This window comes from Streptomyces albicerus (genome assembly GCF_008905045.1).
GTDB lineage: Bacteria > Actinomycetota > Actinomycetes > Streptomycetales > Streptomycetaceae > Streptomyces > Streptomyces albicerus.
This window is the reverse complement of record NZ_VWMY01000029.1, coordinates 123,162-140,575: the sequence shown is the minus strand read 5'-3', so window position 1 is coordinate 140,575 and position 17,414 is coordinate 123,162. Positions and strand designations below refer to the sequence as shown.

The 17,414-nt window shown below is 70.6% G+C and carries 13 protein-coding genes and 2 pseudogenes; 5 read left to right on the top strand and 10 right to left on the bottom strand.

Going from position 1 to position 17,414, the window contains the following annotated elements; translation table 11 throughout:
* Nucleotides 1-113 precede the first annotated feature (113 nt).
* A complete protein-coding gene (locus GAS53_RS26585) occupies nucleotides 114-1,280 on the bottom strand; it encodes a glycerate kinase (RefSeq protein WP_151480227.1) in 1,167 nt (388 codons plus the stop codon).
* Nucleotides 1,281-1,412: 132 nt separating this feature from the next.
* Nucleotides 1,413-1,700 (bottom strand): hypothetical protein, encoded by a 288-nt coding sequence (locus GAS53_RS26580; RefSeq protein WP_151480226.1) that lies wholly within the window; start codon nucleotides 1,698-1,700, stop codon nucleotides 1,413-1,415.
* Nucleotides 1,701-1,809: 109 nt separating this feature from the next.
* Between GAS53_RS26580 and GAS53_RS26575 the strand changes: the two genes are divergently transcribed.
* The 3 genes from GAS53_RS26575 to GAS53_RS26565 all read left to right on the top strand — a co-directional run bounded on the left by GAS53_RS26575 (nucleotide 1,810) and on the right by GAS53_RS26565 (nucleotide 4,341).
* Nucleotides 1,810-2,904, top strand: coding sequence for an ADP-ribosylglycohydrolase family protein (locus GAS53_RS26575; RefSeq protein WP_151480225.1), 1,095 nt, complete (start codon nucleotides 1,810-1,812; stop codon nucleotides 2,902-2,904).
* Nucleotides 2,905-2,961: 57 nt separating this feature from the next.
* Nucleotides 2,962-3,453, top strand: coding sequence for an NUDIX domain-containing protein (locus GAS53_RS26570; RefSeq protein WP_151480224.1), 492 nt, complete (start codon nucleotides 2,962-2,964; stop codon nucleotides 3,451-3,453).
* A 156-nt stretch (nucleotides 3,454-3,609) separates the two neighbouring features.
* Complete coding sequence (locus tag GAS53_RS26565) at nucleotides 3,610-4,341, top strand: SIR2 family NAD-dependent protein deacylase (protein WP_151480223.1); 732 nt, start codon at nucleotides 3,610-3,612, stop codon at nucleotides 4,339-4,341.
* 82 nt (nucleotides 4,342-4,423) lie between these two features.
* Here GAS53_RS26565 and GAS53_RS26560 read toward each other — a convergent pair whose 3' ends face one another.
* From GAS53_RS26560 to GAS53_RS26540, 5 genes are all read right to left on the bottom strand, one after another.
* Nucleotides 4,424-6,763 (bottom strand): outer membrane protein assembly factor BamB family protein, encoded by a 2,340-nt coding sequence (locus GAS53_RS26560; RefSeq protein ID WP_151480222.1) that lies wholly within the window; start codon nucleotides 6,761-6,763, stop codon nucleotides 4,424-4,426.
* Nucleotides 6,764-6,905: 142 nt separating this feature from the next.
* Nucleotides 6,906-7,415, bottom strand: a complete 510-nt coding sequence (locus GAS53_RS26555; protein ID WP_151480221.1) for a hypothetical protein — start codon at nucleotides 7,413-7,415, stop codon at nucleotides 6,906-6,908.
* Between the two features lie 2 nt (nucleotides 7,416-7,417).
* Nucleotides 7,418-8,122 carry a pentapeptide repeat-containing protein gene (locus GAS53_RS26550; RefSeq protein ID WP_192583289.1) on the bottom strand — a complete coding sequence of 235 codons (705 nt, stop codon included), beginning with the start codon at nucleotides 8,120-8,122 and terminating at the stop codon, nucleotides 7,418-7,420.
* Between the two features lie 173 nt (nucleotides 8,123-8,295).
* The gene (locus tag GAS53_RS26545; RefSeq protein ID WP_151480219.1) at nucleotides 8,296-8,796 is read right to left on the bottom strand and encodes a methylated-DNA--[protein]-cysteine S-methyltransferase; all 501 of its coding nucleotides are present in this window, start codon (nucleotides 8,794-8,796) and stop codon (nucleotides 8,296-8,298) included.
* Nucleotides 8,793-10,289, bottom strand: coding sequence for an AlkA N-terminal domain-containing protein (locus GAS53_RS26540; protein WP_318722858.1), 1,497 nt, complete (start codon nucleotides 10,287-10,289; stop codon nucleotides 8,793-8,795). Before GAS53_RS26540 ends, GAS53_RS26545 begins: the two co-directional genes overlap by 4 nt.
* A 290-nt stretch (nucleotides 10,290-10,579) precedes the next feature.
* Here GAS53_RS26540 and GAS53_RS26535 point away from each other — a divergent pair, with 290 nt between their 5' ends.
* The gene (locus GAS53_RS26535) at nucleotides 10,580-11,719 is read left to right on the top strand and encodes an MFS transporter (RefSeq protein ID WP_225859095.1); all 1,140 of its coding nucleotides are present in this window, start codon (nucleotides 10,580-10,582) and stop codon (nucleotides 11,717-11,719) included.
* 41 nt (nucleotides 11,720-11,760) lie between these two features.
* Here GAS53_RS26535 and GAS53_RS55325 read toward each other — a convergent pair whose 3' ends face one another.
* Together GAS53_RS55325 and GAS53_RS26530 are read right to left on the bottom strand one after the other, a co-directional pair.
* The gene (locus GAS53_RS55325; RefSeq protein WP_192583293.1) at nucleotides 11,761-11,964 is read right to left on the bottom strand and encodes a hypothetical protein; all 204 of its coding nucleotides are present in this window, start codon (nucleotides 11,962-11,964) and stop codon (nucleotides 11,761-11,763) included.
* A 74-nt stretch (nucleotides 11,965-12,038) separates the two neighbouring features.
* Nucleotides 12,039-12,257 (bottom strand): annotated as a pseudogene (locus tag GAS53_RS26530) (transposase); the annotation flags it as partial.
* On the opposite strand from GAS53_RS26530, the pseudogene GAS53_RS26525 reads away from it, so the two are divergent.
* Nucleotides 12,213-13,136 (top strand): annotated as a pseudogene (locus GAS53_RS26525) (RNA-guided endonuclease InsQ/TnpB family protein); the annotation flags it as partial. The pseudogenes GAS53_RS26530 and GAS53_RS26525 overlap by 45 nt on opposite strands.
* A gap of 154 nt (nucleotides 13,137-13,290) precedes the next feature.
* Here the strand turns inward: GAS53_RS26525 and GAS53_RS26520 are convergent.
* A complete protein-coding gene (locus tag GAS53_RS26520; protein ID WP_151480217.1) occupies nucleotides 13,291-17,241 on the bottom strand; it encodes a glycoside hydrolase family 2 TIM barrel-domain containing protein in 3,951 nt (1,316 codons plus the stop codon).
* Nucleotides 17,242-17,414: the final 173 nt, after the last annotated feature.

The following is a 17,414-nucleotide window of genomic DNA, read 5'->3' as shown; positions in this document are numbered from 1 at the left end:
TGAGGAGCGGGGGTTCGGGGGCTGGCCCCCGACGGGGTCTGGGGCGGAGCCCCAGAAGGATGGGACGGGTAGGGGCGGCGGGGGCGAGAAAAGATCCTGGACGCGTCAGCCTGTCACGTCAGGAAGTCTCGGCCGATCCGCTCCCCCACGTCCTCCAGGATCGGCCCCGCCTCGGCGATGCAGCGAGCCACATCGGGCTCGATCTCCGTCAGGGCGTAGGCGCGGCGGATGCCGGCCCTGCCGAGGGCCTCCGGAGGAAGCGCGAGACGGCCGCAGACGGCGATGACCTCCTTGTTGGCGGCACGGGCGGCGGCGGCGACGCCGGCGGGGGCCTTGCCGTGGAGGGTCTGCTCGTCGAGGGAGCCTTCGCCGGTGATGACCAACGTCGCGCGTTCGAGGGCGGGGGCGAAACCCAGGACGTCGAGCATGACCTCGATGCCGGGACGGAAGCTCGCGTCCAAGCCCACGAGAGCCCCGTATCCGATACCGCCGGCGGCACCCGCACCGGGCGCGACGGCGTGTTCCGCCGCCCTGTCCCCGATCGCCTTCTCCAGGACGGCGGAGAAATGCGCGAGCCCCGCGTCGAGCACCGCCACATCGTCGGGAGAGGCCCCCTTCTGGGGCCCGTACACCGCCGCCGCCCCCTTGGGCCCGGTCAGCGGATTGTCCACGTCACTCGCGAGGACGACGTCGACGGAGGCGAGCCGGGGGTCGAGACCGGACAGGTCGGCCGTGGAGAGCTCCCCCAGGGAGCCGCCCCCGGGAGGCACCGGCTCCCCGTCCTCGTCGAGGAACCGCGCCCCGAGCGCGGCCAGCATCCCGGCCCCGCCGTCCGTGGTCGCACTGCCGCCGACACCGAACACGATCGTCCGCGCCCCGGCGTCCAGCGCGGCCCGCAGCAGTTCCCCGGACCCGTACGTGGACGACGTGAGCGGCGCGAAGGCCCCGGCCGGCAGCCGTTGCAACCCGCTGGCCTCGGCCATCTCCACCACCGCGGTGTCACCGCGGAGCGCGAACGCGGCGGTGACCTCGTCCCCGAGTGGCCCGGCGACCCGTACCTCACGCCGTTCGAACCCGGCGGCGACCGCCGCGTCGACCGTGCCGTCACCGCCGTCGGCGACCGGCAGCGCCTCGACCTCGACGCGCGGCGCGACCCGGTGCAGTCCGGCCGTCACCCGCTCGGCCACCTGCACGGCCGTGAGGGAGCCCTTGAACTTGTCCGCGGCGATGAGCACCCGCTGGGTCCGGTTCCGGGTCCGATTCACTGCAGCGTCCGCCACCTTGCATTCCCCTTGCTCTTCAGGCCTTGCACACGTCAAGGCAGTCGCGCCGCTGCGACCCTAACCGGAGGAGGGTGCCGCTGCCCAGGGCGGTTCTCACGTCCCGGACAGCGGCGGCCGGACGGCGGCGGGTCAGCCCGCGTCGGCCCCGCGGGAGTCGTACAGCTGGTGCGTCAGCGTCCCGCTGCCCCCGAACGGCACGCTGATGTGCTCCAGCACGTCCTCCAGCGCATCGACATCGCCCGTCCGCACACCCACGTCGCCGGTGCTCACCAGAGGCTCGGCGGGCGCCGCGTGGGCGGGGGCCGCACCGGTGGCCAGCAGGGCGGTGAAGGCGGCGGCCGCCAGGACGGTCGTACGCCGCAACGACCGGCTCAACGACCGGTTCGTCGACCTCGTGGGACTCACAACCCGCTTCATGGGACTCCTTAAGCGCAATACGAATAAAACCTGACGACCGTCTCATGTGGTGCGGTGACGGATGTACGTAAAGCGGGCAGGAACGGCAGGAATTCGGTACACCGGGTGTATGACCCCTGTGGGCGTTGACGACCTTGAGGACCGCGTCCTCGGCGGCTGGCTGGGCCGGATCGCCGGCAACATGCTCGGCAAACCGGTCGAGCAGGGCGACCACTGGACGCGGGACCGCATCGACCGCTACCTGCGGCAGGCCGAAGCGCTGCCGCTCACCGACTACCTGCCGGAGCCGGTCGGCCCGAGTGACGAGTTCGTACTGCGCCCGGAGTGGCGTGAGTGCGTACGCGGCCGGATCCACGGCAGCTGCCGGGACGACGACGTGGATTACGCGATCCTCGGCCTGCATCTCCTGGAGACGCACGGTTTCGACTTCAGTACGGAGCAGGTGGGCGACCTGTGGCTGCTGCGGCTGCCGTATCTGCAGACGTTCACGGCGGAGCGCGCCGCGTACCGGAACCTCGCGAACGGGCTCAAGCCGCCGCTCACGGCGACCTACGACAATCCGTACCAGGAGTGGATCGGCGCCCTCATCCGCGCCGACATCCACGGTTGGACCAGCCCGGGCCTGCCCCGCCGCGCGGCCTCCCTCGCCCGCCGCGACGCCGTGCTGTCGCACACCGGGAACGGGGTGTACGGGGCGATGTGGGCGGCGGCGCTGGTGGCCGCCGCGTTCACCGCGCCGACCGTACGGGACGCCCTGGACACCGCGCTCACCGTGATCCCGGGCAGCAGCCGCCTGGCGCGCACGGTACGTCGGGTACAGACGCTCCACGCGACCCGGCTGAGCTGGGAGGACACACTCAACACAGTCGCGGAGGAGACGGCGGGGCTCGGCTGGATCCACACGATCCCGAACGCCGCCGTCCTCACGGCCGGGCTCCTGTACGGCGACGGCGACTTCACCCGCACCATCACCCTCACGGTCCGCGCCGGCCTGGACACCGACTCGAACGGCGCGACCGCGGGTTCCGTCGCGGGCGTCCTCAACGGAGCCGCCGCGATCCCCCCGCAGTGGAAGGACCCGCTGGAGGACACCGTGCACAGCGCGGTGTTCGGCTTCGACGGGGTACGGATCAGCGAACTGGCCGAGCGCACGGTGCGGTTGGCGGAGCAGGAGGACTCGCGGGCCGGGGCGGTGACCTCGTAAGGATTACTCCCCGGTGACCTTGCCGGGCTGCCCTGCCGGCCTCGTTAGGCTGCCCCAATGACGACTCCTGACTACGCCACGTACATCGCGGGCCTCCCCCGTGTCCTCGTCGGCGCCGCCGCGCTCTTCCGTGACGCCGAGGGCCGGGTGCTGCTCGTCGAGCCCAACTACCGCGAGGGCTGGGCGCTGCCCGGCGGAACTGTCGAGTCCGACGCCGGCGAGACGCCGCGGCAGGGCGCCCACCGGGAGACGCTGGAGGAGATCGGCCTCGACCTGGAGGTCGGCCGGCTGCTCGCGGTGGACTGGGTGCCAGGAGCCGCGCGGCCGCCGATCGTGGCGTACCTGTACGACGGCGGAGTCCTGAAGGAGGAGCAGTTCAAGTCGATCCGCCTCCAGGAGGAGGAACTGCTGTCCTGGCGACTCGTACCGCGCGGGGAACTCACCGAGTACATGTCGGGCTCGCTGTGCCGCCGCGTGCTCGCCGCGCTGGACGTGCTCGCGGAGGGCACGGGGGCGGCGGAGCTGGAGAACGGGCACCGGGCCGGCTGATCCGGCCCCGGACGCGGCGCCCGGCCCGGGCTCGGGCTCGGGCTCGGGCTCCGGATCGGGCTCCGGATCGGGCTCCGGATCGGGCTCCGGATCGCTAACAACCCTGGCCCGCAATATCTGTTCGCCGCTCCACACCCCGCGACCTACCCTCGGGGCATGAACAAGCCCCTCGTCGCCATCCTCAGTGGCGCAGGTATCTCCACCGACTCCGGGATCCCCGACTATCGCGGTCCGAACGGGTTGTGGCGGCGGGATCCTGAAGCGCAGCGGCTCGTGACGTACGAGTTCTACATGAGCGATCCGGAAATCCGGCGCCAGTCCTGGCAGATGCGCCGGAAGAACCGCACGCTCCGGGCGGAGCCGAACGCCGCGCACCGGGCGGTGGCCGAGCTGGAGCGGGCCGGGGTGCCGGTCAGAGTGATCACGCAGAACGTGGACGGGCTGCACCAGCTGGCCGGGCTGTCCGACCGCAAGGTGCTCGAACTGCACGGCAGCGCACGGAGCGTGGTGTGCACGAAGTGCCATGCGCGGGGGCCGATGGAGGACGCCCTCGCCCGGGTCGAGGCCGGGGAGGAGGATCCGCCGTGCCTGGAGTGCGGCGGGATCCTGAAGTCGGCGACCGTCATGTTCGGCGAGCGGCTCGACCCCATGGTGCTCGGCGAGGCGCTCGCGATCACCAAGGCCTGCCAGGTGTTCATCGCCGTCGGCACCAGCCTCCAGGTCCACCCCGCCGCAGGCCTCACCGGGGTCGCCGCCGACCACGGCGCGCGGCTCGTCATCGTCAACGCCGAGCCGACCCCGTACGACGACCGCGCCGACGACATCATCCGGCAGCCCATCGGCACCGCCCTGCCCGAACTGCTGAGCAGACTCGGCAGCGCCCCCTAAGGGGCACGGGGAACTGCGCGCCCAGCCACAACGGACCCGCAGATGACGCCCGCACTGGCCCTCCAGCGGAGCGCGCGGGCGGTCAGCCGTTGACCGCGAAGACCGTGCCGCTGTCGTTGCCCACGTAGACCGTGCCGCCGGTCGCCGCGGGTGAGGAGCGGACGTCCGCGCCGGTCGGATACGTCCACAGCCGTTTGCCCGTGTCCGTGCGTACGGCATAGAGGTTGCCGTTCTTGCTGCCGACGTACACGGCGTCGCCGAGGACGGTCGGGGAGGAGTAGACGACATCGCCGATGGTGAACTTCCACTTCTCCTTCCCGGTCAGGGCGTCGACGGCATACAGATTGCCGTCGTCGCTCCCCACGTAGACGACTCCGCCGGACACCACCGGTGAGGAGCCGACGCCGCCCCGGGTGGCGAAGGTCCAGCGGAGTTCCCCGGTGTCGCAGTTGACGGCGTAGAGGTTGCCGTCGTAGCTGCCCACATAGACGACGCGGTCGGAGATCGCCGGTGAGGACTTGACGTCGCCGTCCGTCTCGAAGGCCCAGCGGCGTTCCCCGGTCGCCACGTCGATGCCGTAGAGCCGGGAGTCCTCGCTGCCCACATAGACCTTGCTCCACGCCACCATCGGCGAGGAGCGGATCCGGCCCTCGGCGGCGAACGTCCACTTCCGGTCGCCGGAACGGGCATCCACGGCGTACAGCCGGCCGTCGTCACTGCCCGCGTAGACCACTCCCCCGGCGACAACCGGCGAGGAGTTGACCTCTCCGCCCGCGCTGAACTGCCACCGCTGCTCGCCGGTCTTCACATCGACGGCATAGAGGTGGTAGTCGGCGCTGCCGAAGTAGGCGATGCCGCCGGCCACGGCCGGACAGGTGTAGACGCCGTTGCCGGTGCCGAACTGCCAGCGCGGCTTTCCGGTCCCGGCGTCCAGGGCGTACATGTTCCCGTCCTTGCTGCCGGCGTACACCAGCCCGCCCGCGGCGAGGAGGGCGGGCGCCACGGGGCCTCCGGTGCTGTAGGTCCATCTCCGGCTTCCCGGGGCCGGGTCGGTGCCCGCCTTCAAAGGGTCGTTGCCCGAGTCCTTGCCGGGGTCCTTGTCGCCGCGGCCCAGCATGTAGGTGCCCACGCCTACGGCGGCGACGGTGCCCGCTCCGGCGAGCGCGATCAGCACCCGGCGACGGGTCGGCGTATCGGCGTCGCGGTCGCCTTCGCCTTCGCCGCCCGGCCCGGAAAGCGTTCCGCTGCCCGAGGGCCCGGGTGACGGATGCGGTCGCAGCTGCGCGTCGGTCAGGGTGCGCGGACCGCCCGGTGGTACGGGTACGGGGCCGGGGGTGCTCGCGCCGGAGTACCGCGGGCCCTCGGGTGCGGCGGCAGTCGGTGACCGAGGCATCTCGCGTGCGGCGGCGGTTTCTCCGAGGGGCTCAGGCCGCGCAGGGAGGCGGGGGTCCACCGCGACGCCGGCTTGCGCGGCCCGCCGGCCCGCCTCCGGCGGCGGGGCTTCGCCGGCCGCCTCGGCGCGCCGCACCGAGGCGGCCACCGGCGCGGGCAGCCAGGCCCCGCCGTGGAAGGCGAGGGTGACCGTGTCCTCGCCGTACGCCGCTCCGGGCGAGGGCAGGATGCGGCCGGCGAACTCGGCGAGCAGCTCCGCGACAGTGGGCCGACGTGCCGGATCCTTGTCGAGACAGCGGGCGAGGAGCGCGCGCAGACCTTCGGGGACGGTGGACAGGCCGGGCTCGTCATGGACCACGCGATAGCCGATGCCGACCGACGCACCGGACCCGAAGGGGCCCTCGCCGGTGGCGGCGAACACGAGTACCCCACCCAGGGCGAACACATCGGCGGGCGCACCGGCACGGCCGCCCGTCAGCTGCTCGGGCGACATGAACGCGGGGGTGCCGACGACGACTCCGCTGCGGGTCAGCGAGCTCGATCCGGCGGTGATCGCGATCCCGAAGTCGATCACCTTGGGTCCGTCGGGAGCCAGCAGCACATTGGAGGGCTTCAGATCCCGGTGGACGAGGCCGGCGGCATGGATGGCCTGGAGTGCCTCGCTCAGGCCGGCGCCCAGGGCGAGCACCGAGGACTCGGGCAGCGGTCCGTGCCGCGCGATGGTGTCGCCGAGCGAGATGCCCGCGACATGGACGGTGGCGAGCCACGGCGGGTCTCCGTACGGATCCGCGTCGACGACCGCGGCCGTGAACGCCCCGCTCACGGAGCGGGCGGCGGCCGCCTCCCGGGCGAACCGCTGCCGGAACTCGGGGTCGTCGGTCAGTTCGGGCCGGATGGTCTTGACCGCGACGGCCCGGCCGCCCGGTGACCGCCCCAGGTAGACGCGTCCCATCCCGCCGGATCCGAGGCGACCCATGATGCGGTACGGCCCCACCTGCCGCGGGTCACTGTTCTCCAACGGCTGTGCCATGGGCTCCCCCTGCCCCCGCCGGAGGGCTCGTCGCTCCCCGGATGCCTGTCCTGCCCCATGATGTCCGCCGGATTCGGAATCCGCACCTCACTGTGCGATCGGACGCAGACTGCGAGGGCGGGGGTTCCCGTCGCTGACCTTCCTAGGGACCGTGCGGCACCGGGCCAGCGCGGCGGTCCCGACGCTCTCGGACGGCGTTCAGCCAGTCGTCCGTCGCCGTTCCCGGCGTACTCAGCTCCACTCCGTTCACCCGACCGTTCCAGACTTCCGCGTCGAACACGCCCTCCTTGACGCCGACTTCGGAAGCGACAAGCACCGGCAGTGCCAGAGCTACCGCCATCCCGGCCTCCAACTGCAGCCAGGGAGAAGTCCACCAACTGGACGAGAGCGCCTCCTCCTTGGTGTCCGGCCGCCAGACGGCGTTTCGTGCGTCAAGTTGCCTGAATCCGAGCAGCACGACACCGTCGACATGCGAAAGCAGTTGGGGCAGTGTGTGCCATGGATCTTCACCATGGCCGTCCCGCCCCAAACGGATGACCTGGAACGATTGTCCCTCAAGCCAGACCACCCATTGCTCCAGCTTCGTCTGCTGATCCAGGGTGAGGATGGACGGTGCCCCGAGGAAGATGCGGGAGAGGTCTGTCTCGTTCATTTTCATTCGGGTTCTTCGCTAACTACTATTCCACTCGAGTCCAACACTCCGGCTATGTTCTCGGGAACGTCGGAGGCCCCCGAAAAAAGGGCGCCGCCGAGTTGGGCGCCATCGAAGTTGGCGCCGGCTAATTGCGCCTCTCGAAAATCGGCACCGGTCAGGACGGCATTGGCCAGGACGGCGTTCACGAGCTTCGCGCGATAGAAGACTGCACCAGATGCGGTGACTCCCCGCAAAGAGGCGCCCGTGAGATCGGCTTCGAAGAGATCGGCATTCGTGAGATCGACAATCTTTTTGTCGCCCTCCCTGTGTCCAAGGTAGGCGCGCGTCAAGTTGCATCCTTGCAAGTCGGCTCGAGAGAGGGACGGCGCATATCGTAAGCCGTCGGCGAGCACCTTCTGGATCTGACCCGATTCAGAATCCCGGAGCAGTCCGGCAATCACGGCGACTGCCTCATTCGCGTAGGGCGTCCGACCCGCGCCCTGCTCAGAATTATTGTCGAAGAATCGACGCATCAGGATTGCCGCGGCCATCTGTTGGGTCTTGTTGTCCGACGCCAGAGATTCCACCACTTCTCTGAACGCCGTCCCGACCGCTGCGGACCTGTCCCGTTTCCGCTGGAAGTTCAGCACCCCGAGAACACTGACGCCAACGGTGGCGAAAGTTCCGACGATTCCGGTCCAGACCTGCACGTCACTTGCCGCCATATCACCCCTATTGTCAAATTCGTGTTCCGCCAGACATCTCGAAAGAATACCGACTCCTCGAGGCGGTAGCATAGGCGAGTCCTGTGCGGCGCTGAAAGCAGCAGGCAAATGCGCCCGGCCCCCTGCCTTCCCGGTGTCCGCCCCGGTAGCTTGATCGCGACCCGAGGTCGTGGTCAGAACAGCGCCGCTCCCCGCTCTCCCCGCTCGAAGTCCAGCAGTCGCTGCTTGCGCTCGAGGCCGCCGCCGTAGCCCGTCAGGCTGCCGTCCGCGCCGACCACTCGGTGGCAGGGCACGATGATCCCCAGTGGGTTCTTGCCGTTGGCGAGGCCCACCGCGCGGGACGCCTTGGGATTGCCGAGGGCGTCGGCGAGTTCGCCGTACGAACGGGTCTCGCCGTACGGGATCTTGCGGAGCTGTTCCCAGACGGAGCGCTGGAACGGGGTGCCGTCCAGCCGAAGTCGGACGGAGAACTCCTTCAACTCGCCTGCGAAATAGGCTCGTAGCTCTTCGATCGCCTCGCCGAAGGGCGTGTCGTCCGGTTCGCCGAACGTCTCCTCGGGTGGGCGATGGCGCTGGTCGGTCATGTAGAGCCCGGACAGCACGCCGTCGGTGGCGACGAGGGTGAGCGGGCCGTACGGGCTGTCGATGACGGTGTGCTGCTTCGGGGTGGTCAACGGGGCTCCTCTGGAAGGAAGTTGATCGGGTGGTCGCCTGTCGCCCACAGGTACTGGACGGCGTACGCGCGCCAGGGCCGCCAGTCCGCCGCGCGTGCCGTGAGTGCGGCGGGCGTGGACGGCAGGCCCAGCTCCCGGGCTGCGTACCGCACTCCGAGGTCGGTGGGCAGGAAGGCGTCGGGGTCGCCGAGGGCGCGCATGGCGATGGCCTCGACGGTCCACGGCCCGAACCCGGGGAGTGCGAGGAGCCGGGCCCGGCTCTCCGCCCAGTCGCTCTCGACGCCCAAGTGGAGGGTGCCGTCGGCGAGTTGGCGTACGAGCGTGGTGAGGGTGGTGCGGCGGGTGGCCGGCATGGCGAGAGCCTCGGGGTCGAGTGCGGCCAGTGCCTCGGCGGACGGGAAGAGGTGCGTGAGGCCGCCCTCGGGGTCGTCGACCGCCTCGCCGTGCGCGGTGACCAGGCGCGCCGCGTGCGTGCGGGCCGCGGCCGTGGACACCTGCTGGCCCAGCACGGCCCGTACGGCGAACTCGGCCTCGTCGACCGTGCGCGGCACCCGGCGGCCCGGTGCCTTGTCGACGAGCGGGGCCAGCAGCGGGTCCGTGCGCAGCTGGTCGTCGACCGCGACCGGGTCGGCGTCCAGGTCGAGCATGCGGCGGCAGCGGCTGATGGCGACGGTCAGGTCACGCATGTCGCTGAGAGTGAGCCGGCAGCCGATGTGGTCGGACGTCGGGGTGAGCGCGACGACGCCGTGGCCATAGGGCAGGCGCAGGGTGCGCCGGTACGCGCCGCCGCGCCACTCCTCCACACCGGGTACGGCGGTGGCGACGAGGTGACCGAAGAGATTGTCGGGGTTCAGCGGGGCCCGGAAGGGCAGTCGGAGGTTCAACACCCCTGGTGTGCCTGACGAGTTGGCCCGGTTCCTGGGCACCCGGGTGCGCAGTTCGCTCGGCGAGAGGGCGAAGACCTCGCGGACGGTGTCGTTGAACGTGCGGATGGAGGAGAAGCCCGCCGCGAAGGCGATCTCGGCCATCGGGATCGGAGTCGTCTCGATGAGGAGGCGGGCGGTCTGGGCGCGCTGGGCGCGGGCCAGGGCGAGCGGTCCGGCGCCCAGTTCGGCGAAGAGCTGGCGTTCGATCTGCCGGGTGCTGTAGCCGAGGCGCGTCGCGAGCCCGGACACGCCCTCGCGGTCCACGATGCCGTCGCTGATCAGCCGCATCGCGCGGGCCACGAGGTCGGCGCGCTGGTTCCACTCGGGCGAGCCCGGGCTGGTGTCGGGGCGGCAGCGCTTGCAGGCCCGGAATCCGGCCTGCTGGCAGGCGGCGGCGCTCGGGTAGAACGTCATGTTCTCCGGCTTCGGCGGCACGACGGGGCAGCTCGGCCTGCAGTAGATCCGCGTGGTCAGGACCGCCGTGAAGAACCATCCGTCGAATCGGGCGTCCTTCGACTGGACGGCGCGCACGCAGCGCTCGGTGTCGGTGTGCATCCCGTTCTGCATGCCTTCCAGCATCGGCCATGGTCATGGCGGTGGCTGGCGAGAATCCGACATCTACCTGAGCGCTCCGCTGGAAGAACGCCGATGCACCTGCGGGCCGGTGGGGGCTGATCGCGCAGTTCCCCGCGCCCCTTACGGGGCGCGGTACCGCCCCGGACTTCACCAAGGGCCGTTCAGGGCCCGTCTCCCGGCCTGCTGCTACGTTCCGGATCGTGACCGGTGGGACTTCGGAAGAGCCGGACCGCCGCCCGGCGCCCGGGCCGCCGGACGGGCCGGGCCGCCACGCGTGGCCCCTGTACGCGGCCGGGTTCACCACCGCGTTCGGCGCGCACGGCATCGCCGCCAACCTGGGCGGTTACAGCGACGACGCGGTGACCTCGCTGCTGGTCCTGGGCGGGCTGCTCGCCCTCTACGACGGCGCGGAGGTGCTGCTGAAGCCGGTGTTCGGCACCCTCGCCGACCGGATCGGGGCACGGCCGGTGATGATCGGCGGGCTGGTCGGCTTCGCGCTCGCCTCGGCCGCGTACGTCGCCGCCGACAGCCCGGGCTGGCTGTGGGCCGCCCGCCTCGGCCAGGGCGCCGCCGCCTCGGCCTTCTCCCCCGCCGCGTCCGCGCTGGTGGCCCGGCTCCATCCGGCGGCGAAGCACGGCCGGGCCTTCGGCAGCTACGGCTTCCACAAGTCCCTCGGCTACACGCTCGGCCCGCTGCTCGGCGGCCTGCTGGTGTGGCTGGGCGGGCTGCGGCTGCTGTTCGCCGTGCTGGCGGTACTCGGGGCGGCCGTCGCGTGCTGGGCACTGGCCGCCGTGCCACGCGTACCGCCGCTGCCGCGCGACCGGCAGACGGTCCTGGACCTGGCCCGCCGGCTGACCGACCCCGCGTTCCTTCGTCCGACCGGAGCCCTGGCCGCAGCCACCGCCGCGCTCTCCGTCGGTGTCGGTTTCCTGCCCGTCTCCGGTGCGGCGGCCGGGCTCGGCACGGTGGCGACCGGGGCCGCGGTGTCGGTGCTCGCGCTGTGCGCGGCTCTCGTCCAGCCGCGGGCCGGGCGGGCGCTCGATTCCGGGCGCCTGACCGCGCGTACCGGAATCGCCGCCGGACTGGCCACCACGGCCGTCGGGCTGGCCTGCGCGATGCTGCCCGGCCTGCTCGGGGTGCTGCTCGGCGCGGCCCTGATCGGGGTCGGCACGGGCCTGATCACCCCGCTCGGCTTCGCCGCCCTCGCCGCGTCGACGCCCCGGGAGCGGCTCGGCCAGACCATGGGCGCGGCCGAGGTGGGCCGCGAACTAGGCGACGCGGGCGGCCCGTTGCTCGTCGGCGCGGTGGCGACGGCGGCCACGCTCACGTACGGGTACGGGGTGCTGGCCGTGCTCCTGGCCGTCGCCGTGGTGGCGACGGGCGGACGGCAGACCCCTGCGCGCGCCGAGCCGGGCGCCTGAGGCCTTGCCGACCGACCGGCCGGAAGTTCGGGCGAGAGGCATCACCGGCCGTGCTCCACCCGGTCCAGGGTGCCGATCCACTCGCGAACCGCGGACGCCGTCGTACGGGCGTGCTCCTGGAGGAGGGTCAGATGGTTGCCCGGGACGTCCACGAACTCGTGCGGCAGCGGCCAGGAGGTCCGCCAGTCGGCCGCTTCCGGGTACGGGTACGGGTACGGATCCGGGCCCGCCGCCGTCCGGGCCATCTCCGGGATCGGTTGCTCGGCTCGGCTGCTGGCCGCGGCCGCGGCCAGACGAGGTCGACGTGGTCACGTTCACCGTTGAATTCGGTCAGCTCGGCGCCGAAGTCCGTGCACACGTCCCGCATGATCTCCTCGCAGCGGACCAGGATCTGGTCGGTGAAGGGGCCGCGCCGGCATTTCGGGGTGAAGACCAAGTGGGCCTGAAGGGTGTAGACAACTGTTCTCCCCCTCCTCAGATCGGGGTTTGGTCCGAGGGCGCGCAGCCGTACGACGACCGGATGCTGTCCTGGCAGCACGATCGGCTCCGGGTCTCGATCTGGACGGTGGCAGGACGCGTCAAGGACGTGGCGTTCACCGCCTCCCCCGAGCAGCTGACCTTCCTGTCCCGGTACCGGCAGGGCGAGTCCGACCTGCTCTGCCGCGACGGCATGTGGTTTCTGCTGGCCACCTGCGAGGTCCCCGAAGTGCCGCTGAACACCGATCCGGTGGACTTCCTCGGCATTGATCTCGGCATCGTGAACATCGCCACCACCTCGGACGGCGAGATCATGGCCGGACGCGAACTCAACCGCGTCCGCGTCCGGGAACGCAGGCTCCGGGCCAAGCTGCAGAAGAAGAACACCCCGTCCGCCAAGCGCCGATTGAAGAAACGGCGCCGCAAGGAAGCCCGTAGGACCAAGGACATCAACCACAAGATCGCGAAACATGTGGTGGCCGAGGCAGAACGCACCGGTCGCGGAATCGCCCTGGAGGATCTGACAGGCATCCGCGAGCGGGTACGGCTTCACAAGCCCCAACGGGCCACCCTGCACTCTTGGGCGTTCCACCAGCTCGGAGAGTTCATCGCGTACAAGGCCCGCAAGGCAGGGGTAGCGGTGGTGCACGTCGATCCGGCGTACACGTCCCGCACCTGCGCCGAATGCGGGCACGCAGACAAGGCGAACCGGGTCTCCCAGGCCCGGTTCGCATGCCGGACCTGCGGATTCGTTGATCACACAGACCGGAACGGCTCCCGTAACATCCGGGCTCGCGCCTGGGAGTTGTGGCGACGCGGGGCTCGGTCAACGGCCCCTGCCCCGCCCCGGCAGCACCGCCGGAGTGGGTCTGGACGCAAACGCAGCGTCACCGCCACTGACGCCCGTTGTGCAAGCCCGGCGTTAGCACCGGGTAGTTGACCAACTCCGACAGCGGCCGGATCAGTTCGTCGTCGTGCACCATGCCCCTCACCCGTACGGTCCCCAAGCCGCTTGTCCCGCAGCTGAGTTGAGACTATGCCGACCCGAACACGGGATCGAACGGATCGGGGACCGGACGGTGGGTGTGTCGCTGCTACCCGGAGAACTCCCCTGCCGTGGGCCGGCGTGAGGCCGCCATCGCCTTGTCGACGTCGGTCAGGGGGCGGAGCCGGTAGGTGTAGGAGTAGTCGCGGTCGGCGAACAGCTTGAACTCGTCGTGCGTGTGCGCGCCCCAGCTGTTGTCGCCGCCCACGCCCATCTGCCGGTGGTTCAGCCTCAGTACGACCTCGTCGCGCGGAGTGAGCTGGTAGTCGTGGCGCGCCCCGACCGACAGGTCCTCGGGTGTGAAGTGCGAGGCGCTGACCTCGAGGAGCGGCTCACCGGAGACGAGCAGTCCGGCACCGCCGCGGTCGGTCAGGGCGGCCCAGCGGACGTCGGTCTTGTTGCCGTTCTCCTGCGGGCGGATGTAGGGGGTCCACTGCCCGGAGACGGTTCCGGAGTACCGGCCGACATCGGTGCCGCTGTTGCGGTCCCAGTGGTTCTCCTCTGGGCCCCGGCCGTAGTAGTGCAGGCGCTCCAGACGGCCCGGCAGGAACAGCAGGGTGCCGACCTCCGGGATGTAGGGCAGGGTCGCCGCGCCCGGGTGCAGGGTGTTGTCGACCTTGATCTCGCCGTTGCCGAAGACCGTGTACGTGGTGGTGTACGTCGACTCGACGGTGGTGGGCAGCGTGCCGCTGACCTTGATCTCGACGGCCCTGTCGCGCAGGGTGCGCACGGCCACGTCCGTCACCTTGCGGCGGGCACCGGCGTCGCGCCAGGTCTGGTTGCGGATGTGCTGACTGTTGCCCCTGTCGTTGTCGGTGGGCGCGCGCCAGAAGTTCGGTGCGGGTCCTGAGGTGATGAGCCGGGTGCCGCGGGACTCGTACGACGTGATGACGCCGCTGTCCTTGGCGATGGTCACGGAGAAGCCCCTGCCCTTCACCGTGACGGACTTGTCGCCGACGTCGTGGCGCAGCGTCGGGACGCTCTCCAGCGGTACGGGTTTCACGGCCGGGCTGATCGCGTCGACGGCGAGCTGCTGCTTGGCCACCTCGAAGCCGGCCTTCGCCCACTTCGTGGGTTCCTTTGTGGTGAAGGACAGGTGCAGGAAGTACTCCGTGCCGGGCGCCGGGTCGCCCGGCAGCTTGACGGGCACGGTGACGTCCTTGCTGCTGAGCGGTGGAACGTCCAGCTGGGCGCGGCTCAGCTTCCCTCGCCGCACGACCTCACCGTCGGCGACGAGAGCCCAACTGCCGTCGAAATCACGGAGGTTGGTGAACAGGTACTCGTTGGTGAGGGTGACCGCGGCTCCGGCGGTGAGGGAGTCGCCGGACGCCGGGGCGGCGTTGATCGCCTGGTAGACCTGTTTGACCTCCGCGGCCTTGCCGGTGTGTCCGCGGTCGGCGGTGACGATGCCGTCCGCGACGAAGTTCCCGTCGTTGGGGTTGTCGCCCCAGTCGCCGCCGTACGCGAAGAACGTGCGCTCCTTGGGCCGTTTCTCGGTGACCTTGACGGTGGCCGCGTCGAACCAGAACCGCACTCCGTCGTCGCCGGGGCCGCGCCCGTCCGACGCGAGCTCGGTCGCGGAGAGGGCGCGGGCGTAGACGCGCGCCCGCCGGATCGTGCCGCTGAACTCCCGGGTCGGGTTGTCCACGTCGGTGGCGAGCGCGAGCGGTGCGGTGTTGCTGTCGGGCCGCCGGGTGGTGGTCCGGGTGGCCCTCGCCTCGCCGTCGACGTAGAGCGTCAGCGTGCCGGCCTCCGCGTCGAAGACGCCCGCGATGTGGTGCTCCTTGCCGGTCCAGCCGTCCGGCAGCGCCCAGGTCGCGGTGACCCACTGGCCGCCGCCGTGGATGAAGAACTCCAGGTTCTTGTTGGTCTGCTTCAGGGCGTACTGGGTGTCGCCCTTGGCGATGAGGGGCTGGTGGTAGCCGGTCACGCGCGGGGTGACCCAGGCCTCCAGCGTCAGGGAGCCGGTGATGTCGAGGCCGGCGTCGCGGGCGAAGACGGTGCTGCCGGACACGCCCTTCTCTCGGTCGAAGGTCGCGCTGCCCGCCTGGATCTCCCCGCGTACCGAGCCGGGTCCGGCCTCGGTGAACAGCACGCGCTTCGGGGTCTGCTCGCTCAGGGACTGGTCGACGAAGTCCCAGATCCAGCCGCCCTGCAGCACGTCGTGGCGGCGGATGATGTCCCAGTACTTCTTGAAGTTGCCGTTCGAGTTCCCCATCGCGTGGGAGTACTCGATCATGACGTACGGCCGGGTGTCGGCGGTGTCCTTGGCGCGGGCCTCGACGCGCGCGGGAGTCTCGTACATCTCCGAGCGGATGTCGCTGATCCCCGGGCGGTCGTCGCCCTCGTACTGGATGACGCGGGTCGGGTCGTAGGAGCGGATCCAGTCGTGCATGGCGACGAAGGTGCTGCCGCCGCCGGCCTCGTTGCCGAGCGACCAGATGACGACGGAGGCGTGGTTCTTGTCGCGGTGGACCATGTTCTTCGCGCGGGCCACGCACGCCTTGGTCCAGTCGGCGTGGTCGCCCGGGTACTCGTCGCGGATGCCGTGGGTCTCGAGGTTGGTCTCGTCCACGAGGTACAGGCCGTACTCGTCGGCGAGTTCGTACCAGAGCGGGTTGTTGGGGTAGTGCGAGGTGCGGACGGTGTTCATGTTCATCCGCTTGACGATCTCGATGTCCTCGACCATGTCCGCGCGGGTGAGCGCGGTGCCGCGGTCGGGGTGCATCTCGTGCCGGTTCGTGCCGCGGAAGGACACGGGCTTTCCGTTGATGCGCATCAGCCCGTCCTTGAGCGCGAACTCCCGGAGACCGACCCGGTGCGAGAGGGTCTCGACGACCTTGCCCGCCGGATCGCGCAGCCGCAGTACGGCCGTGTAGAGGTTCGGGTCCTCGGCCGACCACAGCTTCGGCGCGGGCACGGCCTTGGCGGCCCGCACGGTCACGTCCTCGCCTGCCGGGGCGGAGCCGAGGTCGACGGACTGGTGCAGTGGACGGGACCAGACGGCGTGTCCGCGCGCGTCGTAGAGCTGGGTCTCGACGGAGTACGCCCCTGATCCGCCGCCGCCTTTGCCATCTCTGCCATCTCTGCCACCTCCGTAGTCGCGCACGCTCGCGGTGACCGACAGCTCGGCGGCCGTGTAGCCGTCGCTCAGCGGGGTGTCCAGCTTGAAGTCGCGCAGGTGCACGGCCGGGGTGGAGTACAGATAGACCGGGCGGAAGATGCCGCTCAGCCGGATCATGTCCTGGTCCTCCAGCCAGTCGCCGTCGGAGTAGCGGTACACCTCCACCGCGATCTGGTTGGTGCCGGGCTTGAGGTGCGGGGTGATGTCGTACTCGGCGGGGACGTACGAGTCCTCGTGGTAGCCCGCCAACTCGCCGTTGATCCATACGTAGTGGGCGGACTTCACGCCCTCGAAGTGCAGGAAGGTCCGCCGCCCCGACCAGTTCCGGGGAACCGTGAAGGTCCGTCTGTACTGGCCGACGGGGTTGTACCGGGTCGGCGCGGCCGGGGGCTGCGCCTCCTCCCCCAGGCCGTTGGGACCCCACCACGGGTAGGTGATGTTGATGTAGATCGGGAAGTCGTAGCCGTGCAGCTGCCAGGCCGAGGGGACCGGGATGGTGTCCCAGGAGCTGTCGTCGACGTCGGTGCGGTAGAAGTCGGTGTCCCGGTCGTCGGGGCGGTCGACGTAGGCGAACTTCCACTTCCCGTCGAGGCTCTGTCGGTACGGCGAGCGCGTGCGGTCACCGGCCAGCGCCTGTCTGACGTCGGCGTACGGCATCAGCGTGGTGTGCGGTGGCTCGGTGCCCAGCTGGAAGACGTCGATGGCGCCGTTCCACTCCGGGGAGCCGTCCACCGCCTCGCGCCGGCCGGCCACGAACGCCGCGGCGGGCGGCACGGAGGCGGACAGGGCGAGCGCACCGAGGACGGCGGCGCCGCCTTCAAGAAGTCGACGGCGGCTGACGGGCGACATGTGCGGAAGCGGGTGCGGGTGCGGCATGGCTGTGGCCTTCCTCGGTACGACAGTGGGGTGCACGAACTGAGGGAGCGTCAGATCTTGTCGAATGCTGTTGGCATACGGAAGTTGATGTCAGGCCAGAACACGACTGCTGAGGACAAAGGCACCTACTGAGCCAAAGAAACCCTAGGACCCGAACACAATCGGAGCAATGA

What these genes read in the sequence shown, in the direction of transcription:
- GAS53_RS26550 (WP_192583289.1), bottom strand. Translation starts at nt 8,122, where the DNA reads ATGGCGGCAAGTGACGTGCAGGTCTGGACCGGAATCGTCGGAACTTTC.
- GAS53_RS26570 (WP_151480224.1), top strand. Translation starts at nt 2,962, where the DNA reads ATGACGACTCCTGACTACGCCACGTACATCGCGGGCCTCCCCCGTGTC.
- GAS53_RS26575 (WP_151480225.1), top strand. Translation starts at nt 1,810, where the DNA reads ATGACCCCTGTGGGCGTTGACGACCTTGAGGACCGCGTCCTCGGCGGC.
- GAS53_RS26580 (WP_151480226.1), bottom strand. Translation starts at nt 1,700, where the DNA reads ATGAAGCGGGTTGTGAGTCCCACGAGGTCGACGAACCGGTCGTTGAGC.
- GAS53_RS55325 (WP_192583293.1), bottom strand. Translation starts at nt 11,964, where the DNA reads ATGGCCCGGACGGCGGCGGGCCCGGATCCGTACCCGTACCCGTACCCG.
- GAS53_RS26560 (WP_151480222.1), bottom strand. Translation starts at nt 6,763, where the DNA reads ATGGCACAGCCGTTGGAGAACAGTGACCCGCGGCAGGTGGGGCCGTAC.
- GAS53_RS26540 (WP_318722858.1), bottom strand. Translation starts at nt 10,289, where the DNA reads ATGCAGAACGGGATGCACACCGACACCGAGCGCTGCGTGCGCGCCGTC.
- GAS53_RS26520 (WP_151480217.1), bottom strand. Translation starts at nt 17,241, where the DNA reads ATGCCGCACCCGCACCCGCTTCCGCACATGTCGCCCGTCAGCCGCCGT.
- GAS53_RS26555 (WP_151480221.1), bottom strand. Translation starts at nt 7,415, where the DNA reads ATGAACGAGACAGACCTCTCCCGCATCTTCCTCGGGGCACCGTCCATC.
- GAS53_RS26565 (WP_151480223.1), top strand. Translation starts at nt 3,610, where the DNA reads ATGAACAAGCCCCTCGTCGCCATCCTCAGTGGCGCAGGTATCTCCACC.